Here is an 18146-nt window from a genome sequence, read left to right on the forward strand (position 1 = left end):
AAAATAAGTTTTTATAATTTAATATCAATAAATTGTGCTGGCAGTAGCCGATATTACTGATGGTGCAACCACTTCTGGATAGAATTTCGCGGCAACATCCGGGTGAGAGCGCAAACGCCCTTTGAGATAATTAAGCCCCACATCACGGAACAGTGGATTATCGGGGTCGCTCGCCGGGCCACGGGCCTCTGCGGCCAGTTCTGCGGTTAATGGATACAACGGAACCACTGCATCCAGACGGGCGCCGAGGAAAAAAGCAATGGATAAGCGGTCAGTCCCTGCCGGTGGGGTTTCGACCCGATGTACCGTGGCACGCAGATAACCATTACTGGCCAACTCCAGCAATTCACCGATATTGACCACAAAGGTATCCGGCCGTGGCACCGCATCAATCCAGCGCCCCTCTTCCACTTCAACCTGCAAACCGCGTTGCTGGTCTTGCAATAAGAAGCTGAGGAAACCTGAGTCTTTATGCGCGCCAACACCCTGCCCGCTTTGCGTGGTTTCTCTTCCCGGATAGCGGATCAGCTTGATATGTTCGTTGGGCTTATCGCCATACAACTCATCAAAGGCGTTTTCATCCAGATCCAATGACAAAGCAAAGGCGCGCAGTAAACGCAAAGCCATGCCCGTCATTTCGCGCTGCCATTGCAGTAAGGTCGGTTTTAATTCGGGCAGTGCTTCAGGCCACTGGTTGGGGCCTTGCAACCGCGCCCAACTCGGGGTGCCGGGTGTTTGGGGTAATGACGTACGCTCAGCACCGATATCAAACTGTTCACGCCAATCTGGTTGACCACGCGTGAGTTCTGAGGCCGCGCGGTTGTAGCCACGAAAATGCGGTGAGCGCACCATGGCAACCGCCAGTTTCTCTTCATCAGGCAGAGCAAAAAATTCACGTGATAAAGTTTGTATTTGCTGTAATAACGCAGGGTCAATGCCATGTCCGGTCAGATAAAAGAAGCCAATATCTCGCGCGGCATGACGTAAAGCGTCTAAGAATGTCTGACGCTCAGTTTCACTGCCATTGAGCAATGAAAGATCCAATAAAGGTAATGTATCTGCATTAACCGGCGATTGACTGCTTAAGTGTTGGTGACTCATTTTTCACTCCAGGATGTTCAGTGGGCTGCTTTTTTTGCTCAGAACCAATGAAAACTGGACAACCATACAAACGAATAATCAGCATATTTAGCTCCTGAGCTGTGGGGTGAAAGTAGGCAGACGACAACACTCTCTATTTGGTTTGAGCGGCAAACCAATCTGGTTTTTAACCATAAGACGCAGTTTTAAGAGCGTTCTCGACTAGATACTTAACAATCTATATCTAAACGATATAAATAATTAACACCGAAACTCAGCGGCACACCAATATCAATCCGTTCTATGTTATTTCTTTCATTATTTTGTCTTATTTGGCCGCTACGCTGATTTGCTTTCCTATTGGGGTGGAAAGTATTAGGTTAACTATTGATAGCCGTTATTCCGGTGAGGAATTGCCAATGTCCAGCACCAACACGGTTAAGTTTCACTTCACCCGCTTTATCTATCTGGAGGTGGCTTAATGGATTTGGCTCTGTTTGATCTCGATGAAACTCTGATAAGTGATGACAGCTCAGGCTTGTGGTTACGCTGGCTGGTTGATCAAGGACTTGCCCCTCAGGAACTGGCTGAGCAAGAGCAGTATTTAATGAAGCAGTATTATCAGGGGAGCCTGTCGATGTCTTGTTATATGGAGTCGACCTTATCTCCGCTGATCGGCAAACACACCGTGGAAGTTGCCGGTTGGGTTGAGCATTTTATTGAGCGCGACATTTTACCCCGCGTGTATCCGCAAGCCAGAAAGCTCATGAACTGGCACCGTAATCGTGGTGATTACATCGTCATTATTTCAGCCACCGGCGAGCATTTAGTTACGCCGATTGCACAACAACTCTCGGCCAATGCGGCATTATCTATCGGTGTCGAGGTAGAAAATAGCCGCTATACCGGCAAGACTTATGGCACGCTGACTTATCGCGAAGGTAAAGTTGAGCGGCTAAAACAGTGGCTTACGGAATCGCCCCAGTTAGACTTCCAACGCACCTATGGTTACAGTGATTCCATCAATGACAAACCATTGTTGGAGTATGTTGATCGTGCTGCGGTGATCAATCCGGGTACTGAATTAGTGGATTTGGCGATCCTACATGACTGGGATATCCATCATTGGCAACGGCGTTAAACAAGACGGGAGTTTGATATGCTGACGGTCTGGGGTCGGAATAATTCGACCAATGTCAAAAAAGTGCTGTGGTGTCTGGAAGAGTTGGGTGTCAGTTATGAGCGCATCGATGTGGGCGGGCAATATGGCAAATTGAATGACCCATTATATCGCTCACTCAACCCCAATGGTTTGATCCCTTGCCTGCAAGATGGCGATTTTGTTCTGTGGGAATCTAACACTATTGTGCGCTATCTCGCGGCGCAATATGGCGGCAGTTCACTTTATCTGCCAGAGGCAAAGCCGCGGGCGGCAGCTGAAAAATGGATGGATTGGGCGACATCCAGTGTAGTGGAACCGTTTAAAGCGGTGTTTATCGGGCTGGTACGAACTGCGCCGGAGTTACAAGATAGAGCCAAAATTGCTCAGGGTATTGAGCAGTTGAATACCCTAATGGCAATTGCAGATGAAGCCCTGAGCAAACAAACTTATCTTTCAGGCGATAAATTCGGTATCGGCGATATTCCATTAGGCTGTCTGGCTTATGCCTGGTTCAATCTATCCATTGAGCGCCCGGAATTACCGCACTTACAGCGCTGGTATCAAGGCCTGACTCATAGAGCCGCCTTCCAGAAAGTGATTGATATTGGTTTAAGTTAATTAAACAGGGGGGAGCAAAACAGATCGCCCCTGAGGTTAATGGCAAAGTGTCCGCATCGGTGAAAACAGGCAGATCGTAAAGACGCCGTAAACCCTTCCCTGGGGGCTCGACCCGCGCCCTCCCTGGCGCGGACGCTTTACTCTTCTACCTGCCCTCACCTTGCAAGATCGAGTCGTTGGGGTTTGTGAGCAAAACAGATCTCCCTGCGGCTTCAAGTACGAAGGAGATTAGAAATCGTAGCTGGCACCCACCATATAACGGCGACCATCCAGAACTTTATCGTTCACTTCGATATCCACTCGCTTATCCAGCAGGTTATAGACTCCCCCCATCAGACGAAACTCTTTCGTTAGCTGATAGTTAGCGCCTAAATCCACAAACGTATAAGACGGTGTGGTGGTGCCCATACTGGTACGATTAAGATACTCGGAGGTTTTACCGCGATAGTTGGCGCGAATCCAGGTTGCCAGATCTTCAGTGGCTTGCCAGTTCAATGTGCCGTTCAACATGTGTTTTGGCATCTGATTCAATGGCTGGCCAGAGAACTGACCACTTTTTTGCTCAGATTGAGTAAACGTATAGTTAGAGGTCAGTGACCAATCTTTGCTGATATCCCAACCAAAAGTCGCTTCCACACCGCGCGTCATGGCTTTATCTACGTTGGTACGGTCACTGATAAACTTATAGCTGTTACCATTAATCATGCACTGGCCGGATGCGTTACCGGTAGTATCAGTACAGCGGCGAACTTCGGTAATTTTATCTTTAAAATCGGTATTAAATAGCGTCACGCCCGCATTCATACCTTCCTGGTTATCCCAGAGAACACCAATTTCCTCACTAATACTTCTTTCCGGTTTCAAGTTGGAATTACCGACGATAATTGCCGGGTCACCTTTCCCGCCGGTGATTTGGCCCCAATTATCTGTCGCCTGACGTAAATCAGGTGAGCGATAACCACCGGAGACACCACCTTTTAATGTCCATTGCTCGGACAAATGCCAAACACCGTACATTCGTGGTGTCCAGTGAGTACCATAGTTTTCATCCTGATCCATACGGATGCCGCCGGTTAGCGCGAAATCATTGGTCATTTGCCATTCATCTTCAGCAAACAATGCCCAGCTCCAACGCGTCAGTTTGGTCAGATCACTGGCCGAGGCTAACTGGTTACCTTCATCATATAATTCTTCATAACGATATTGGCCGCCAAGAATTAACGTGTGGCTATCAAACAGGAAAGAAGTTTGGCTATTAAAGATATTATCGACACTTTTCATTTCACGTGATGGATTGCGGGTTTCATCGCGCTGAACATAGCTGGTGGAATTGCCGAAATCATAATAACCGTGATGGGTAATCGCATAATTATTGCGGTCATATTGCACATCACTGCTTTTACCGTTTAACGCCACTGAACGCCCTGCGGTGGTATTTCTATCTTGCACATAATGGCCAATATCAAAATCAAATTCGTTTTTATCATCCGGTGTGAGTGTAAATGTCGCCGCTCCGTTTCTGAGGCGCTGCTCATTATAACCATCTATAATTTTATCTTCGCTACGATGAGAAAGCAGACCGCTGACTTTTAATCCCAATAAGCCGTCAATTAATGGGCCAGAGGCATAGGCGTTGGTTTGATAAATATCGCCGGAGTTAGAGTCTTCCTGCAAAGTCGCATCAGCACGCACGGTGCCGTGCCACTCTTTGCCCACTTTACGGGTAATAACGTTAATGACCCCGCCCATGGCATCCGAACCATATAAAGATGACATCGGGCCACGCACTACTTCAATGCGCTCAATGGCCGCCAATGGGGGTAACCAGCCCTGTTCAATCCCTGAACCGTCGCTATTTGGCCGCGTACCACGGGTATCAACTCGCTTGCCATCGACCAGAATCAAGGTGTATTTCGCCGACATACCCCGAATACTAATATCACTATGGCTTCCGCCGCCGGTAACAACCACACCCGGCACATCTTTCAGCGCATCGGTAATATCGGTATAGGCTTTATTCTCGATTTGTTCGCGTGTCACCACAGAAATAGACGCAGCCGAATCTTGAATTCGTTGTTGGAAGCCAGATGCCGTTACCACCATTGTATCTGTCGTAGTGGTTTCAGCAGCAGATGCCTGAGATGAGATAATTGTTGCTATTACCAATGCCGCAGCATTAGATTTCCTAAAGGCCTTAGCCATTACACGTTCTCCATGAGGTATTAATTTACTCAGAGCCTTTCCATCAGGTTCTTTTGCCTGTAGCGATACCGCCTGACGGGCAGGTGATAAATATTATTTTTATAAAAATTGGCAATAGCTCACCAAAGCAGAAATAGCGCTTCCAACGATTTCTGCTTAATACATAATTATTGTTTTATAAAACCTGTTACTGCATAAATATACCCAAGTGTATTAAGGGTATTAAATTGTTGGTTCCGTGACTAATCCATCAATTAGCACCTGCGGGGTGCCTTGTGAACAGCGTTCAATACGCCCTTTCACACCATAAACTTTGGCCAAACTTTGCGGTGTAATCACCTCTCCCGGTAAACCATCAGCAATTAACGTACCGTTTTGCAGCATCAATACATGGTCACCATGACGCAAGGCTATATTGATATCATGCACTACTACCACGGTAATAATATTGCGTTTGCGGGTTTCCTTACGCACCAAATCCATCACATGGAATTGATAATTAAGATCCAGCGCACTGAGTGGCTCATCCAGCAATAACAAAGAAGGCTGGCGAATAAGTGACTGCGCCAAACCCACCAACTGCTTCTGACCGCCAGAGAGTTGATCCAGATAACTGAGTGCCAGATGAGCAATCCCGAGTTGTTCCAGTAAAGCCATAACCTCAGCTTCACTACTGGCATTGCTGCGCCCGCCGGAGGCACGCTGTGCCACAATAATCGATTCCAACACATGGAGATGCACACCGGCCGGTAATGATTGCGGCAAATACACCACTTTCTCAGCTCGTTGTGCAAACGGCATCTGCATCAGATCATTATTATCGAGCCATAACTGCCCTTGGGCGCGGTTCAAACCAGCCATTGAACGTAACAATGTTGACTTCCCGCTGCCATTCGGCCCGAGCAATACGGTGATTTTGCCTCGTGGCAGTAATGGCACCGTCAAATTCTGAATGACCGGGCGTTTCGGGTAACCCGCATTGAAATGTTCAATACGTAAGCCAGAAGTCATACATTCCCCCTATGGCGCAAAATAATGCTGAGGAAGAAAGGTACGCCCACCAGCGAAGTGACTATCCCGACGGGAATGATGACACCTGGAATCAGGTTTTTTGACGCAATCGATGCCATGGACAGCACCAGAGCGCCAATCAGGGCACTGGCTGGCAGATAGAAACGGTGATCTTCACCAAAAATCATGCGCGCTATATGGGGGGCCACTAGTCCGATAAAACCAATCGGGCCGACAAAAGCCACCGCCAGCGCCGATAGCATACTGATGCGCAGCAATGTCCCCAACCGCAAGCGGCGAACATCAATGCCAAAGCTAATAGCCCGATCTTCACCTAAACGCAATGCCGTCAGCTTCCACGAACTCATCATCGACAACGGTAGCATCAGGGCAAACACCGCCAGCATGATACCCAGTTTGGCCCATGACGCCCGCGCCAGGCTGCCCATCGTCCAGAACACTAAGCCTTGCAGCGTATCTTCGCTGGCAATGAACTGCATCATGGATACCAGCGCATTAAAGGTAAACACCAGCGCGATACCAAATAGCACCACACCGGAGGTCGCCACCCGCGTCCAGCGTGTAATACCGTCGAGCATTAATGCGGCAAACAGAGCAAAAATAAAGGCATTAACCGAAATAAACCATTGATCGGGCACCCCTGGAATACCAATTCCTGAGACAATCGCCAGTGCCGCACCGAAGGCCGCAGCAGAAGATACGCCAAGGGTAAAGGGGCTGGCCAGAGGGTTATTGAGGATGGTTTGCATCTCTGCACCCGCCAGTCCAAGTGATAAACCAATCACCACCGCCATCAAGGCGTAGGGTAAACGGATATCCCAAACGATAACCCGCGTTCCTGCATTTGCACTGGCCGGATCAATTAACGTCTGCCACAAGGATGACAAAGTCAGGCCTGATGGCCCCATGGTGAAATCCAGTAGCAAGCAGCCGAAGATGGCCAGCACCAGCACGCCCATGATGAGCAGGCGATGACGCACAATGTTCTTATAACGCCCCATAACATCGGCATCAATCTGGTGAGAGGTTTCTGTCATGGATTCAGTGGATAGACTCATTTATTTCGGTTACCGACTTTCAATATGCCGCTAACAATAAAACAAACGATAATACTTATCAATAAGATTGCTATAACTGATTTGATATAAATATCTGTAAATGATTATTTTATAATGTTATTTAATGAGTATGGTGTGTTTTATCCATGACGTTAGCGAGGGAATGAAGCGAAGTTAGCGAAATTATTTGCTTAACTTCGCTCAAATTAACACCATTTTTAGGCAACAAAAAAGGGCGATAACATTATCGCCCTTCCATCATTGCGTCATTTTGTTAGTCAGCAATCAGTGCTGTTTTTTTAGCGTCTTGCTCATCATGACTTTCATCACGCCATTTCGGGAATTCCATATCTTTGTACTTGATAACCTTGGTGCCACGGCTCAATTTATAGCCGAACCAAATCACCAGGAATAATGGAATACCAATATAAGTGGCGGTCACGCCATACCAATCAATGCGATCTTGCAGGAATGCCTGATAGTTTTGACCCAAAGTAATGATCAAACACAGGACAAAGGCAAAGATTGGCCCCAGCGGGAAGAAACCAGACTGATATGGCAAATCGTTCAAATCGCGGCCCTGCATCATATAGCCACGGCGGAAACGATAATGACTGATAGCAATACCCAACCAGGCGATAAAGCCGGTCATGCCTGAGGTGTTCAGTAACCACAGATAGACAGTTTGATTACCAAACATCGAGCTTAAGAAGCACAAACCGGCAACCACAGTGGTGGCATACAGCGCATTACGCGGCACCCCGCCCTGAGACAGTTTGGCAAAAATACGCGGCGCCTTGCCTTCTGAAGCCAAAGTAAACAGCATACGGGTAGAGGCATACATCCCTGAGTTACCGGCTGACAATACCGCGGTCAGAATAACCGCATTCATCACCGCTGCCGCAGACAGCAGACCTGCATTCTGGAACACCAAGGTGAACGGGCTGACGCTAATATCTTTAACATCATTACGTAACAGACTTGGGTCGGTATACGGAATGATCAGGCTGATAATCAGGATAGCGAAGATATAGAACAGCAGAATACGCCAGAATACCTTGCGCACCGCACGAGGGATGTTTTTGCCTGGGTCTTTTGATTCACCAGCAGCAATACCAATCAGCTCAGTTCCCTGGAAGGAGAAACCGACAATCATCGCCACACCAATCATCGCCGAGAACCCTCCGGCAAAGGGTGCATCACCGATTGTCCAGTTGTGCCACCCCGCACTTTCGCCGCCTTTCATGATGCCGCTAATCATCATTACACCAATAATGATGAAGATAATGACTGTGGTCACTTTAATCAGTGAGAACCAGTATTCCGCTTCACCAAAACCTTTCACTGATATGTAGTTCAGTAAAAACATCAGGGCAAGGAATAGCGCGCTCCAGATCCAGCCTGGTGTGTCGGGAAACCAGTAATTCATCACTAATTGTGCCGCGACCAGGTCAACAGCGATAGTCACCGCCCAGTTGTACCAGTAGTTCCAGCCAAGGGCGAAGCCGAAGCCTTCCTCAACATATTTTGAACCGTAAGTCGAAAATGAACCGGATACCGGCATAAATGCCGCCAATTCACCGAGACTGGTCATCAAGAAGTAAACCATCAAGCCAATCAATGCATAGGAGAGTAATGCTCCACCTGGGCCGGCTTGAGAAACTGTCGCGCCTGAGGCAACAAACAAACCTGTACCGATAGAGCCGCCGATAGCAATCATGGCTAAATGCCGTGATTTAAGTTCACGGCGTAAACGCTGTGCCCCCTGCTGCACCGGGATTTTAGTATTTTGCTGAGTCATTCTTACCCTAATCCGCCCTTAAAAAATAAGGCGGGATTGTAACAAATCCCACCGCCTCGGATAGTAACAATGCGCTGATATAAGATACCTTCATGATCTCTGCCGAATTATTAGCAAAAGCTCAATTGTCAGAATAAATCCCTATCAGCGGGGTATTCTTGCCGTCTTCTCCCTTTCCCTTAGTGTAAAACACTTAAAATTTTATACCTCATGGTGTGAATACGCTTTGCCGAAAACCACCGATTCAAGGCTCTTCCTGACAATAACTGAGGAAGCGCTGCAAAGCGTTTGAGATATGTTTTTGCCGATGATGAATCAGGTATAACGTCCTGATAAGTGGCGGTAGAGGAATGTTAAGCTCAACCAGTTCACCGCTGGCAATTTGGTCGGCAATCACCCGGCGCGACAAACAACTGATCCCCATGCCATAACGCACTGCCCGTTTGATGGCTTCAGAATTCCCAAGCTCCATCACCAATTTAAAATGTGGCAATTTTGCCAGTAATAAGTGGTCGAGTACTTCACGTGTACCTGAACCTCGTTCGCGTAAGATCCACGCGGCATCGGCAAGATCTTCTAACGTCAAAATTTTATGACATAACGGGTTATCCGGCGCAGCAAACACCACCAACTCGTCACGCAGCCAGGCTTGTGTCATCAGTTCTGGCATATGGCACGGCCCTTCAATCAGGCCAAGGTCGCCGCGAAAATCAGCCACGGCTTCAATCACATCCTGACTGTTGCCAATATTCAGCTCCAGTGGTGTACCGGGGAAATCGCGCCGGTATTTAGCAATCATGCCCGGCAACATATAATTGCCAATAGTGCTACTGGCAGCAATGCGCAACGCGCCTAAATCTTGCAAGAAAAGCTGTTCAATCTCAATTGCTTGATCGAGAAGTGCGAGTGCTTTTGGGTAAAGCAACCGCCCATGTTCATTGGTGACTAAACGCTTACCAACCCTATCAAAAAGTTGTACTCCTAATTGCCCTTCCAAATCCGCCAACGCAGCGCTGACTGCCGATTGTGAAAGCGCGAGCACAACCGATGCCTGGGTCGTAGAGCCGCTTTTTAGCACCTCAGTAAAGACTTCAAGTTGACGTAAGGTTATGTGCATAACGGTCTCTGTAGTAAAGAATGGAGGACGCTATCATTACTCTGTTCGTCAGTTGTTGGATGAGAAGAGCTAACGTTTACCCAAAGTAATTGGAGTTGCGACCAGCGAGTCCGATGCGCTGACTCAGGTCAGTGACCCGAATGAATAGCCCGCGCAGCAACTTCAAGTAAGAAGGGTATATTAGTCACTAACGCAATTGCTGACGAAAGGATTATATAGCCTCAATTACCGTATAAGACTAACACCTTTGAGTAAAATCTGGAGGTTATCCGGGATGAATTTCAGCAGTAAGAATGTTATTTATTCTCATTTTCCCGAAAGAACAGACGATAAATAATAGTTGCGGCAACATTTATAACCACGTTAAAAATCAATCAGATAATCAGTATGCCACTCAATATCTTCACGCCAACAAACAGTCGTTCGTTCTCAACACACTGAGCTTAGGCTTCTCGCCTTGCTTATCAGTTATATCGATTGATTATAAATATATAATGAATTTATCTATTATATCTAAACCCGTTAAACTGTACCCAATCTTTACAGGACACAGGACATAAACATGGCGACTTCACATACAACTGAACTCTCCCGTCCACAGCTGTTTACTCTGACTCGCTATATTCCGGGTCTGGTGTTGACCGGTGTGATTACTGGGTTAGCGCTTAAAGTGGGTGACATGCCGTGGTTTATCGATATGGGGCTGGGGGCGCTAACTCTGGCTATTTTATTCGGCATCGTCGTCGGCAACACGGTGTACCCTTGGGTACAACCGGTCTGCTCTGACGGGGTGATACTGGCTAAACAGCACTTACTGCGGCTGGGGATTATTTTGTACGGTTTCCGCCTGACCTTCCAGCAAGTGGCTGATGTCGGGGCAACCGGGATGATTATTGACCTGTTAACCCTCAGTTCAACTTTTATATTGGCCTGCTGGCTGGGTAAACGCGTATTTAGTCTGGATCAGCAAACCGTGATGTTAATTGGTGCTGGTAGCAGTATCTGTGGGGCTGCAGCCATTATGGCGACCGAACCGGTGCTGAAAGCCGATGCCAGCAAAGTGGCGGTAGCCGTCGCCACAGTGGTGATTTTCGGGACACTGGCGATTTTTGTTTACCCTTGGCTATATCAGTTGAATCTGCATTACCAATGGCTGCCGTTTGATCAGGAAACCTTTGGTATCTTTGCCGGTTCGACTATTCATGAAGTGGCACAAGTCGTCGCAGCCGGTCATGCCATTGGCCCGGATGCTGAAAATGCCGCCGTCATTACCAAAATGATCCGCGTCATGATGCTCGCGCCCTTCCTGCTATTACTGTCAGCTTATCTGGGTCGTAGCAGCCTGAAAACCAGTGGTCAAAAACGTGAGAAAAGTGCCATCACTATTCCGTGGTTTGCGGTGATATTTATCCTGATGGCCGGTTTTAACTCACTGAATTTGCTGCCTGCAGCTTGGGTTAGCCACTTGATTACACTGGACACCATTTTGCTGGCGATGGCAATGGCGGCTCTGGGGCTAACCACCCATGTGGGTTCTATCCGTCAGGCTGGGGTCAAACCGCTGTTGTTGGCTTTGATGCTATTTGCCTGGTTGCTGATTGGCGGTACGGGTATCAACTTATTGGTGCAGCATATTGCGGCGTAAAGCCAGTATCCCGCTATTTGATTACTATTTAAGGGCTGCCTCGGTGGCCCTTTTCTTTTCCCGCAGTTTATCCCATTCAATCGCGCCGCTATCGATGCCATAATGGCTGGGTTATCAAAGGAGAATGGAATGAAATTTGTCGGTGCACATGTCAGCGCAGCAGGTGGAGTCGATCAGGCTGTGATTCGGGCGCACGAACTTGAGGCCACTGCCTTTGCTCTGTTTACCAAGAATCAACGTCAATGGCGCGCCGCCCCACTGGCGGAAGATGTGATTGAAAAGTTTAAGCAAGCTTGTGAGCAATACGGTTATACCTCGGCCCAAATTCTGCCTCATGACAGCTATCTGATTAACCTCGGTCATCCGGTCACCGAGGCGCTTGAGAAGTCTCGTGAAGCCTTTATTGATGAAATGATGCGCTGCCAGCAACTGGGGCTATCATTACTGAACTTCCACCCCGGCAGTCATTTACTACAAATTGATGAAGATAAGTGTCTGGCGCGTATCGCAGAATCCATCAATATCGCGTTGGATGCGACTGAGGGTGTGACCGCCGTGATTGAAAACACCGCGGGTCAGGGCAGTAATCTCGGTTTCAAATTTGAACATCTGGCCGCCATCATTGATGGGGTGGAAGATAAGAGCCGCGTAGGTGTTTGTATTGATACCTGCCATGCTTTCGCCGCCGGTTATGATTTGCGTACTGAAGCTGATTGCCAACACACATTCGGTGCGCTGGGGGATATTGTCGGTTTCGAATATCTGCGCGGTATGCATCTTAATGATGCGAAAAGCGATTTTAACAGCCGTGTTGACCGCCACCACAGCCTGGGTGAAGGGAACATCGGCAAAACCGTATTCAGCTATATTATGCGCGATCCGCGTTTCGATAATATTCCGCTGATTCTGGAAACCGTCAATCCGGATATCTGGGCTGAAGAGATAGCCTGGTTGAAGTCGCAAGCCGACGTGTAAACACAAAATGCCCGCCAGCTAACCTGACGGGCATTTTGCTATGGTTTATCCCGCTTAATGACACACGCCACTGAGCATATACAGCCCGGCATCGCCTTTTTTCGCCGTCGCAAGCTGGTAATCAACCCGGCACTGCTGACTGGCATCTTTGCCCCACTGCACCAACAACTGCCCGGTTTCCGGCAAGCCACTCAGATAGGCTTTCCCGCCTTCGTCGACAATCGCCGCATTAGCGGGCTGATTAACCAAACTTGCCATCGCGCCAAACGGAATGGTCTCGCCATTAGCTCGTTTAATGGTCATCAGCGCCCGTGCGCCAATTTGTGGGCTAAAGCTGGCGCGCACTATCGCTCCTTCAGTCGGCAACACCTTGGCATCGGTGTTTGTCACCTCGGCATCCGGTGGTAAATCAGTGGTTTCCAGCGAGATATCATGCTCCTGATAAGGGAAGAGACTTGGCACAATACTGTAACCACGAAAATCCGTTTTCAGCCGATGGTCTTCGCTGGTAGCTACTCCGCTAACCCCCGGCACTTCAATCAGTGCGGCGGTGCCATTGATCTGCGGCCCGAGTGTCAGCCCATGCCGGTGGATAACTGCCCCGCCTGAGACATTGGCACTGATCTGGCGCATATTCGGATTATAGTAATAATCCCCGCCAATATCGCCGTAGTTACCATGCCAATTCAGACCCAGTGAGCCGCTATTCTCACCAGAGTGAGATTGAGCATAATGCTCTGTCTGGCGCACATTCCAGTTCAACCGATTATCAAAAGCATGGCCGTACAGACTCAATTCATGATCCCTGCTCTCATCGGATGAGGTCATACGATAAGCCGCATAAGTATTGTGATCGCGCCCCAACGGCATACTCACCGACAGACTCAACAGGCGATCATGGCTACCGCGATATTGATTTTGTGTCCAATCCAGTGACCAATAAAGGTTGCCGGTATTGAAGCTATACTGCACGCCCCAGGAACTGCTTGCCGGGGCATCCCGATAACCCCGCCGTGACCAATTCAGGTTCAGATAGCCAAACTGGCCTAACGACTGGCCAATCGTCACCGCCGTTTGATTACGCAAATGCGGCGAATGCCAACCATTGCGGCTGTTATCATTGCGCCGGTAACTCTGCAACACCTCGGATAGCGTACTGAAATCAGCGGTGCTGTATTGACTATTCACCAATGAAAACGAGGTATCCGAGGCTTGCAAGGTTTTGTTATAGCGAACCTCCCACGCCTGCCCTTTCACTGGAGACTGTTGGCGGTATTCGCTGGTCGCCTGGGTAATACTGGATGATAACGCACCATAATCCCCCAGCATCACCCCAAGCCCGGCAGAGGTCGCCTGATAATGCGGCGACCACTGCTGACCGGCAAAGACAGTCAGATTCCACGGCAAACCATAAGCCACCGTGGCCTGAGCAATAGGTGTGGTTTCCACATCTACATTAGCCGGGCGATAGCGCCCCGCCATCAGGTTGTAGCGCAAATGTCCTTTACGCAGCGCAATTGCCGGAACATTGTAAGGCACAGTAAATTCCTGCGTTGTGCCATTACTTTCCAGCACCGTCACATGCAGGTCACTGCCAGAATGGCTTGGTATATCAGTTAACTCAAACGGCCCCGGAGATACCACGGTGCTGTAGATCAGATAGCCATTTTGCCGCACTTCAACCCGCGCCTGACTGCGGGCAATGCCGCGCACCACTGGCATAAAATCGCGCTGGCTGCTCGGCAACATATTGTCATCATCACCCAACATCACACCACTAAAGGGCACGCTATCGAAAAAGTCACCGGGAGTATAACTTTGCCCTAATGTGATACGACTCTTTAAGCGATAAAGCCCGCGTGTGGCATAGATATAGCTACTTTGCCATTTACCCGCACTATTACCCGATTGATTCCAACTGGTAGCATTACGAATACGCCATGCCCCGATATTGAAGCCGGGATACAACTGAACATAGTGCGAGCTTTGCTGCTCACCGGTTTGGCGATAGGTTGTGGTACTGCTATTGGCCATATAATTCAGCAAAAAAGCAGTAATACCGTCATCCCAACGCTCAACAGGTATTTCATCTTTAGGCCGTAATGCTACTTGCGGAATATTCAGCACCAGCCGCATAGCATAAAACTCAAACTCTTCACTGGCCTGTGGAATCGCCGCCAAATTAATACATTGGCTTGCTTGCTCATCCTGCTGAATATTTTTTTCTGGCGGCAATAAATCAGGGTAATTATCCACATCCACGCCATAGCGGGATAATTGCTCTTTAGTTAAACACGATTGCAACGAATATTCTCCAGCCGGTGATTTTACTGAATGAAATGTCACATTAGTGGAATCCACCTTTTCATCACCTAAGAATATATCCACCAGATAAGTGCCCGGTAATTGCCCTCCTTGTTCAAATAAAGAAAGATCCGTGTTGGTATTAGTATTGATATTATTATCTGCTAATAATGTAGGGTCAAAGGTATAACGACTGGCCCACACCGGGAACACCAAGCATATCGCCAAAAATGCAATAAGTTTAACCACCAAATTTTTTAAAAAAAACATCACCTCACCCCATAAAAGTACAGGGGAAATATCAGATAACAGTAATAGCTTTAAATATTTTCTTTAAACATTGGCTTTAAATACCTGGCTCTCGCCGCCCAAATCATTAATTATTTTCCAATTAAGTTCCACGGGAGATCCGGCCATATCCACCGGTAGTGCATAACTCCTTTCACCAAAAGGTGCCACATAGGTATTCTCACCAGCAGAAGATAAATTGATATCTTTACCTCCCAAATTAATTGATTTAAAACTGATATAAAATGGTGTCGGGTTATTAACCTGCAACTGTTTCCCATTACGCTGCCAAATTAATTCCCCAGCAACATCTTCGGGTTTTTGTTTAAGTTGATCCGGTCTGACCAACAATTTCATGCAAGTGCTGATAGACAACCTGATATCCAGATTAACATCTTGCGTTTCCTTCTTGTTATCATGGTGGCTATTATCCCACATATCACCCTCTTTGGGTGGCACACCAGTGAGACATAGCCATTGCAAACTTTCACGATCCTGGGGGAAGTTGCCGCCAGTGCGAATTACGCGTACTCGCCCTTGCATACCCGCATCCAGGCGAAATAGTGGCGGTGTCACCACAAAAGGGGCTGATGAGTGTTTATCTTCATCCTTAATCTGCGTTTGCACTAAAATCGGATAATCTTGCGGATTCACCATAGACAATGAAATCCCTTTCACTGAAGATAATGGGTAGATAGCACGTGTTTCACCCACTTTTACTGAAAATTTATGTTGAATGGTATGCAGGTTAGGCTCCTTAGCATGACCACAAGATAGAAAAGCTAAGAATGATAATATTAGAAAAATAGCCTTGTTAATATTACGTTTCATTTACACCTCATTAAGTATATTTTCATAAGACAATAAAATAGAGAATATGACGATAATAAACCGCCATATTCTCTGCTTAACTAATTATAGATATTCTTCAACGCGACCTGTGAAATGATATGTTCCTGGTGGAACCATCTCATCTTTAGCTAAATAAAGGTGCTCCTCTAGTTCATCATTTCCGGAGTCATTTTTATACCAGTTATTATCTACACCCACCCACGACCAATGGGCACCATGCAATTCAACGCTATTACCAGAGTCATCATACATATACCCACCTTTAGATGAGCCAGTTGGTATTAATCGCCAACCACTATGCTCTGCTGAGTCTGATACTTTCAAAATAAATACTGCTACATCTTCTGCCTGCCTGCCTGAAACAATCTCATCAGAGCTGGCGGTAAATTCAACTTTAAAAGCCCCACCTTGTTTAACTTCTTTCGATGCAGAAACATCTTGGCTTTGTATGACAGAACTTGCATGTGCCATATTAACTATCCCACCAAAAGCCAACATTAATACAGCAATTGCCAGTGGTTTTTTAACAAATTTTTTCATATTCATTTTATAGAACAACCTCACATTGATGTATGAAGATGAATAACGATAAACGATAAACGATAAACGATAATGAATATCGGTTCGGTAACGTCACCTAATCTATAATACAAACGGTGCCATCACCGACGAGGCATATACTGGCAAGTTTTTTTTGAAAGATTAAATTATTAATAGATTATTAATCTTTAATAAATAGTGGCGCATAAAAAAGCACGATAGCTCAGCGAGATACCCTGCTTTTTTATCTTTTATACGGGAGATTATTAAAGGGGGTTTCTAAAGTAATACTGTTATTCACTCAGGCTACGATAAGACGCATGAATATGCTTACCTTGCAAGCCTAACAATAGCGAAGACAAGTGAATAGTTTCACCATTGATTTCAATAAACCCGCGATCCCCATGAAAGAAACTGACAATATTCTTTTTCTGGTTATCGACTTCATAAATACAAACTGATAAAGGTGCCCCTAATGACTTTAGCGATCCTTTCGGTTGCCCACTGGGCGCCGATTGATATGAGTGCAATGGGAAGAATACAAATCCACCCCAGGGTTTTCTTAGGCTCACACCAGACATCTCTTCTGACAGAATCAAATGCGAATCTTTATCAAGAATATAGTGCAGAACCTCAAACTTTAGCCCGCTCACTCTGACATCTATATGTTCAGTGTTGGGGCCATATTTGACTTCAGCGTAATAGCATAAGTGCTTGTAACTGTAGATTAATAATAATGTAATAATCGAGGTAACGGTGATGAGAACCCATGTTTTGATTTTCATTGCAATTTACATTCCGATTTATTACAAACAATAACTGAACCAAAATCGTCTTTAAATATCAGGCTATTTTTAGCCTTAGGTAATGCCGTGGCAGTATGAACTAATACCGGTGGCGCATTAGTGATAATAGTGTTATTGGTATTACTATCAGTAAAAGAAACAATATCTTCCTCACCGCTAATAAAAAGTGTCATTGCAATAACAACAGCGACAGCCATAAAGTAGCCAGCATAATTATGGCAAGACTTTTGACGCACTTTGGTCGATAGTTGTGGCTGAGGTTTGTCATCAATATTCTCATCAGCGGCAACGTGATTTAATGCCAGGTTATTTGCTGGTTGCTCATATACCGGGCTGCATATAACCAATTCAAGACTATCTTTCTGAAAACTGTAACCGACACTTTTATGGGTTTTTATGACCTCATTTGAGGTAGCTTTACGTAATACATCACGGATATGTTTTATCGCCACCGGCAGTGAAACCGCAGAAACCACCCGGTCAGGCCAGCAGCTACTGATTAATTCATCACGGGGAATCACTGCACCAGCACGTAAATAGAGAAACTCCAGTAGCAGCACTTCATTCTTTGATAAAGCATGTGCTTCATTATTAATCATAAGCACATTTTTTAATTTATCTAAAACAACAGGGCTACTCACCCCACCCTCCTTTTCACTTTTAATC

The 18146-nt window shown here is 46.8% G+C and carries 15 protein-coding genes; 4 read left to right on the top strand and 11 right to left on the bottom strand.

Annotated features, from left to right (window positions below; translation table 11 throughout):
* Positions 1 to 24: 24 nt before the first annotated feature.
* A complete protein-coding gene (locus FTB31_RS03185) occupies positions 25 to 1101 on the bottom strand; it encodes an isopenicillin N synthase family dioxygenase (protein ID WP_227731091.1) in 1077 nt (358 codons plus the stop codon).
* A gap of 460 nt (positions 1102 to 1561) precedes the next feature.
* Here FTB31_RS03185 and FTB31_RS03190 point away from each other — a divergent pair, with 460 nt between their 5' ends.
* Positions 1562 to 2221, top strand: coding sequence for an HAD family hydrolase (locus FTB31_RS03190; RefSeq protein ID WP_050077840.1), 660 nt, complete (start codon positions 1562 to 1564; stop codon positions 2219 to 2221).
* Between the two features lie 18 nt (positions 2222 to 2239).
* On the top strand, positions 2240 to 2860 hold the full coding sequence (locus FTB31_RS03195) for a glutathione S-transferase family protein (protein ID WP_227720033.1): 621 nt from the start codon (positions 2240 to 2242) through the stop codon (positions 2858 to 2860).
* A 228-nt stretch (positions 2861 to 3088) separates the two neighbouring features.
* Here FTB31_RS03195 and yuiR read toward each other — a convergent pair whose 3' ends face one another.
* The 5 genes from yuiR to yieE all read right to left on the bottom strand — a co-directional run bounded on the left by yuiR (position 3089) and on the right by yieE (position 10070).
* Positions 3089 to 5062 carry a colicin FY TonB-dependent receptor YuiR gene (gene yuiR, locus FTB31_RS03200; protein WP_050077843.1) on the bottom strand — a complete coding sequence of 658 codons (1974 nt, stop codon included), beginning with the start codon at positions 5060 to 5062 and terminating at the stop codon, positions 3089 to 3091.
* 222 nt (positions 5063 to 5284) lie between these two features.
* Positions 5285 to 6073 carry an ABC transporter ATP-binding protein gene (locus tag FTB31_RS03205; RefSeq protein ID WP_050077844.1) on the bottom strand — a complete coding sequence of 263 codons (789 nt, stop codon included), beginning with the start codon at positions 6071 to 6073 and terminating at the stop codon, positions 5285 to 5287.
* Positions 6070 to 7152, bottom strand: coding sequence for a FecCD family ABC transporter permease (locus tag FTB31_RS03210; RefSeq protein WP_050077845.1), 1083 nt, complete (start codon positions 7150 to 7152; stop codon positions 6070 to 6072). Before FTB31_RS03210 ends, FTB31_RS03205 begins: the two co-directional genes overlap by 4 nt.
* Positions 7153 to 7426: 274 nt before the next feature.
* Positions 7427 to 8953 (bottom strand): amino acid permease, encoded by a 1527-nt coding sequence (locus FTB31_RS03215; protein WP_050077847.1) that lies wholly within the window; start codon positions 8951 to 8953, stop codon positions 7427 to 7429.
* A 244-nt stretch (positions 8954 to 9197) separates the two neighbouring features.
* Positions 9198 to 10070 (bottom strand): DNA-binding transcriptional regulator YeiE, encoded by an 873-nt coding sequence (gene yieE, locus FTB31_RS03220; RefSeq protein ID WP_050077848.1) that lies wholly within the window; start codon positions 10068 to 10070, stop codon positions 9198 to 9200.
* Between the two features lie 562 nt (positions 10071 to 10632).
* On the opposite strand from yieE, the gene FTB31_RS03225 reads away from it, so the two are divergent.
* Positions 10633 to 11715 (top strand): YeiH family putative sulfate export transporter, encoded by a 1083-nt coding sequence (locus FTB31_RS03225; protein WP_139343709.1) that lies wholly within the window; start codon positions 10633 to 10635, stop codon positions 11713 to 11715.
* Between the two features lie 129 nt (positions 11716 to 11844).
* Positions 11845 to 12690: a deoxyribonuclease IV gene (gene nfo, locus FTB31_RS03230; protein WP_077173872.1), complete on the top strand. Its 846-nt coding sequence runs from the start codon at positions 11845 to 11847 to the stop codon at positions 12688 to 12690.
* A 54-nt stretch (positions 12691 to 12744) separates the two neighbouring features.
* Here the strand turns inward: nfo and myfC are convergent, their stop codons facing one another.
* From myfC to FTB31_RS03255, 5 genes are all read right to left on the bottom strand, one after another.
* Positions 12745 to 15216, bottom strand: a complete 2472-nt coding sequence (gene myfC, locus FTB31_RS03235) for a fimbrial polyadhesin usher MyfC (RefSeq protein WP_227731229.1) — start codon at positions 15214 to 15216, stop codon at positions 12745 to 12747.
* A 111-nt stretch (positions 15217 to 15327) separates the two neighbouring features.
* Positions 15328 to 16113 (bottom strand): fimbria/pilus periplasmic chaperone, encoded by a 786-nt coding sequence (locus FTB31_RS03240; RefSeq protein ID WP_227731092.1) that lies wholly within the window; start codon positions 16111 to 16113, stop codon positions 15328 to 15330.
* Between the two features lie 84 nt (positions 16114 to 16197).
* Complete coding sequence (locus FTB31_RS03245) at positions 16198 to 16680, bottom strand: MyfA/PsaA family fimbrial adhesin (protein ID WP_077173870.1); 483 nt, start codon at positions 16678 to 16680, stop codon at positions 16198 to 16200.
* 287 nt (positions 16681 to 16967) lie between these two features.
* Positions 16968 to 17459: a fimbrial polyadhesin regulatory protein MyfF gene (myfF, locus tag FTB31_RS03250; protein WP_227731093.1), complete on the bottom strand. Its 492-nt coding sequence runs from the start codon at positions 17457 to 17459 to the stop codon at positions 16968 to 16970.
* The gene (locus tag FTB31_RS03255; RefSeq protein WP_227731094.1) at positions 17456 to 18121 is read right to left on the bottom strand and encodes a winged helix-turn-helix domain-containing protein; all 666 of its coding nucleotides are present in this window, start codon (positions 18119 to 18121) and stop codon (positions 17456 to 17458) included. Before FTB31_RS03255 ends, myfF begins: the two co-directional genes overlap by 4 nt.
* Positions 18122 to 18146 lie beyond the last annotated feature (25 nt).

Origin of the sequence: Yersinia proxima (genome assembly GCF_902170785.1) — a bacterium.
Lineage (GTDB): Bacteria > Pseudomonadota > Gammaproteobacteria > Enterobacterales > Enterobacteriaceae > Yersinia > Yersinia proxima.

Coding starts and splice junctions, on each gene's coding strand:
- FTB31_RS03185 (WP_227731091.1), bottom strand. CDS start 1,101: ATGAGTCACCAACACTTAAGCAGTCAATCGCCGGTTAATGCAGATACA.
- FTB31_RS03190 (WP_050077840.1), top strand. CDS start 1,562: ATGGATTTGGCTCTGTTTGATCTCGATGAAACTCTGATAAGTGATGAC.
- FTB31_RS03195 (WP_227720033.1), top strand. CDS start 2,240: ATGCTGACGGTCTGGGGTCGGAATAATTCGACCAATGTCAAAAAAGTG.
- yuiR (WP_050077843.1), bottom strand. CDS start 5,062: ATGGCTAAGGCCTTTAGGAAATCTAATGCTGCGGCATTGGTAATAGCA.
- FTB31_RS03205 (WP_050077844.1), bottom strand. CDS start 6,073: ATGACTTCTGGCTTACGTATTGAACATTTCAATGCGGGTTACCCGAAA.
- FTB31_RS03210 (WP_050077845.1), bottom strand. CDS start 7,152: ATGAGTCTATCCACTGAATCCATGACAGAAACCTCTCACCAGATTGAT.
- FTB31_RS03215 (WP_050077847.1), bottom strand. CDS start 8,953: ATGACTCAGCAAAATACTAAAATCCCGGTGCAGCAGGGGGCACAGCGT.
- yieE (WP_050077848.1), bottom strand. CDS start 10,070: ATGCACATAACCTTACGTCAACTTGAAGTCTTTACTGAGGTGCTAAAA.
- FTB31_RS03225 (WP_139343709.1), top strand. CDS start 10,633: ATGGCGACTTCACATACAACTGAACTCTCCCGTCCACAGCTGTTTACT.
- nfo (WP_077173872.1), top strand. CDS start 11,845: ATGAAATTTGTCGGTGCACATGTCAGCGCAGCAGGTGGAGTCGATCAG.
- FTB31_RS03240 (WP_227731092.1), bottom strand. CDS start 16,113: ATGAAACGTAATATTAACAAGGCTATTTTTCTAATATTATCATTCTTA.
- FTB31_RS03245 (WP_077173870.1), bottom strand. CDS start 16,680: ATGAATATGAAAAAATTTGTTAAAAAACCACTGGCAATTGCTGTATTA.
- myfF (WP_227731093.1), bottom strand. CDS start 17,459: ATGAAAATCAAAACATGGGTTCTCATCACCGTTACCTCGATTATTACA.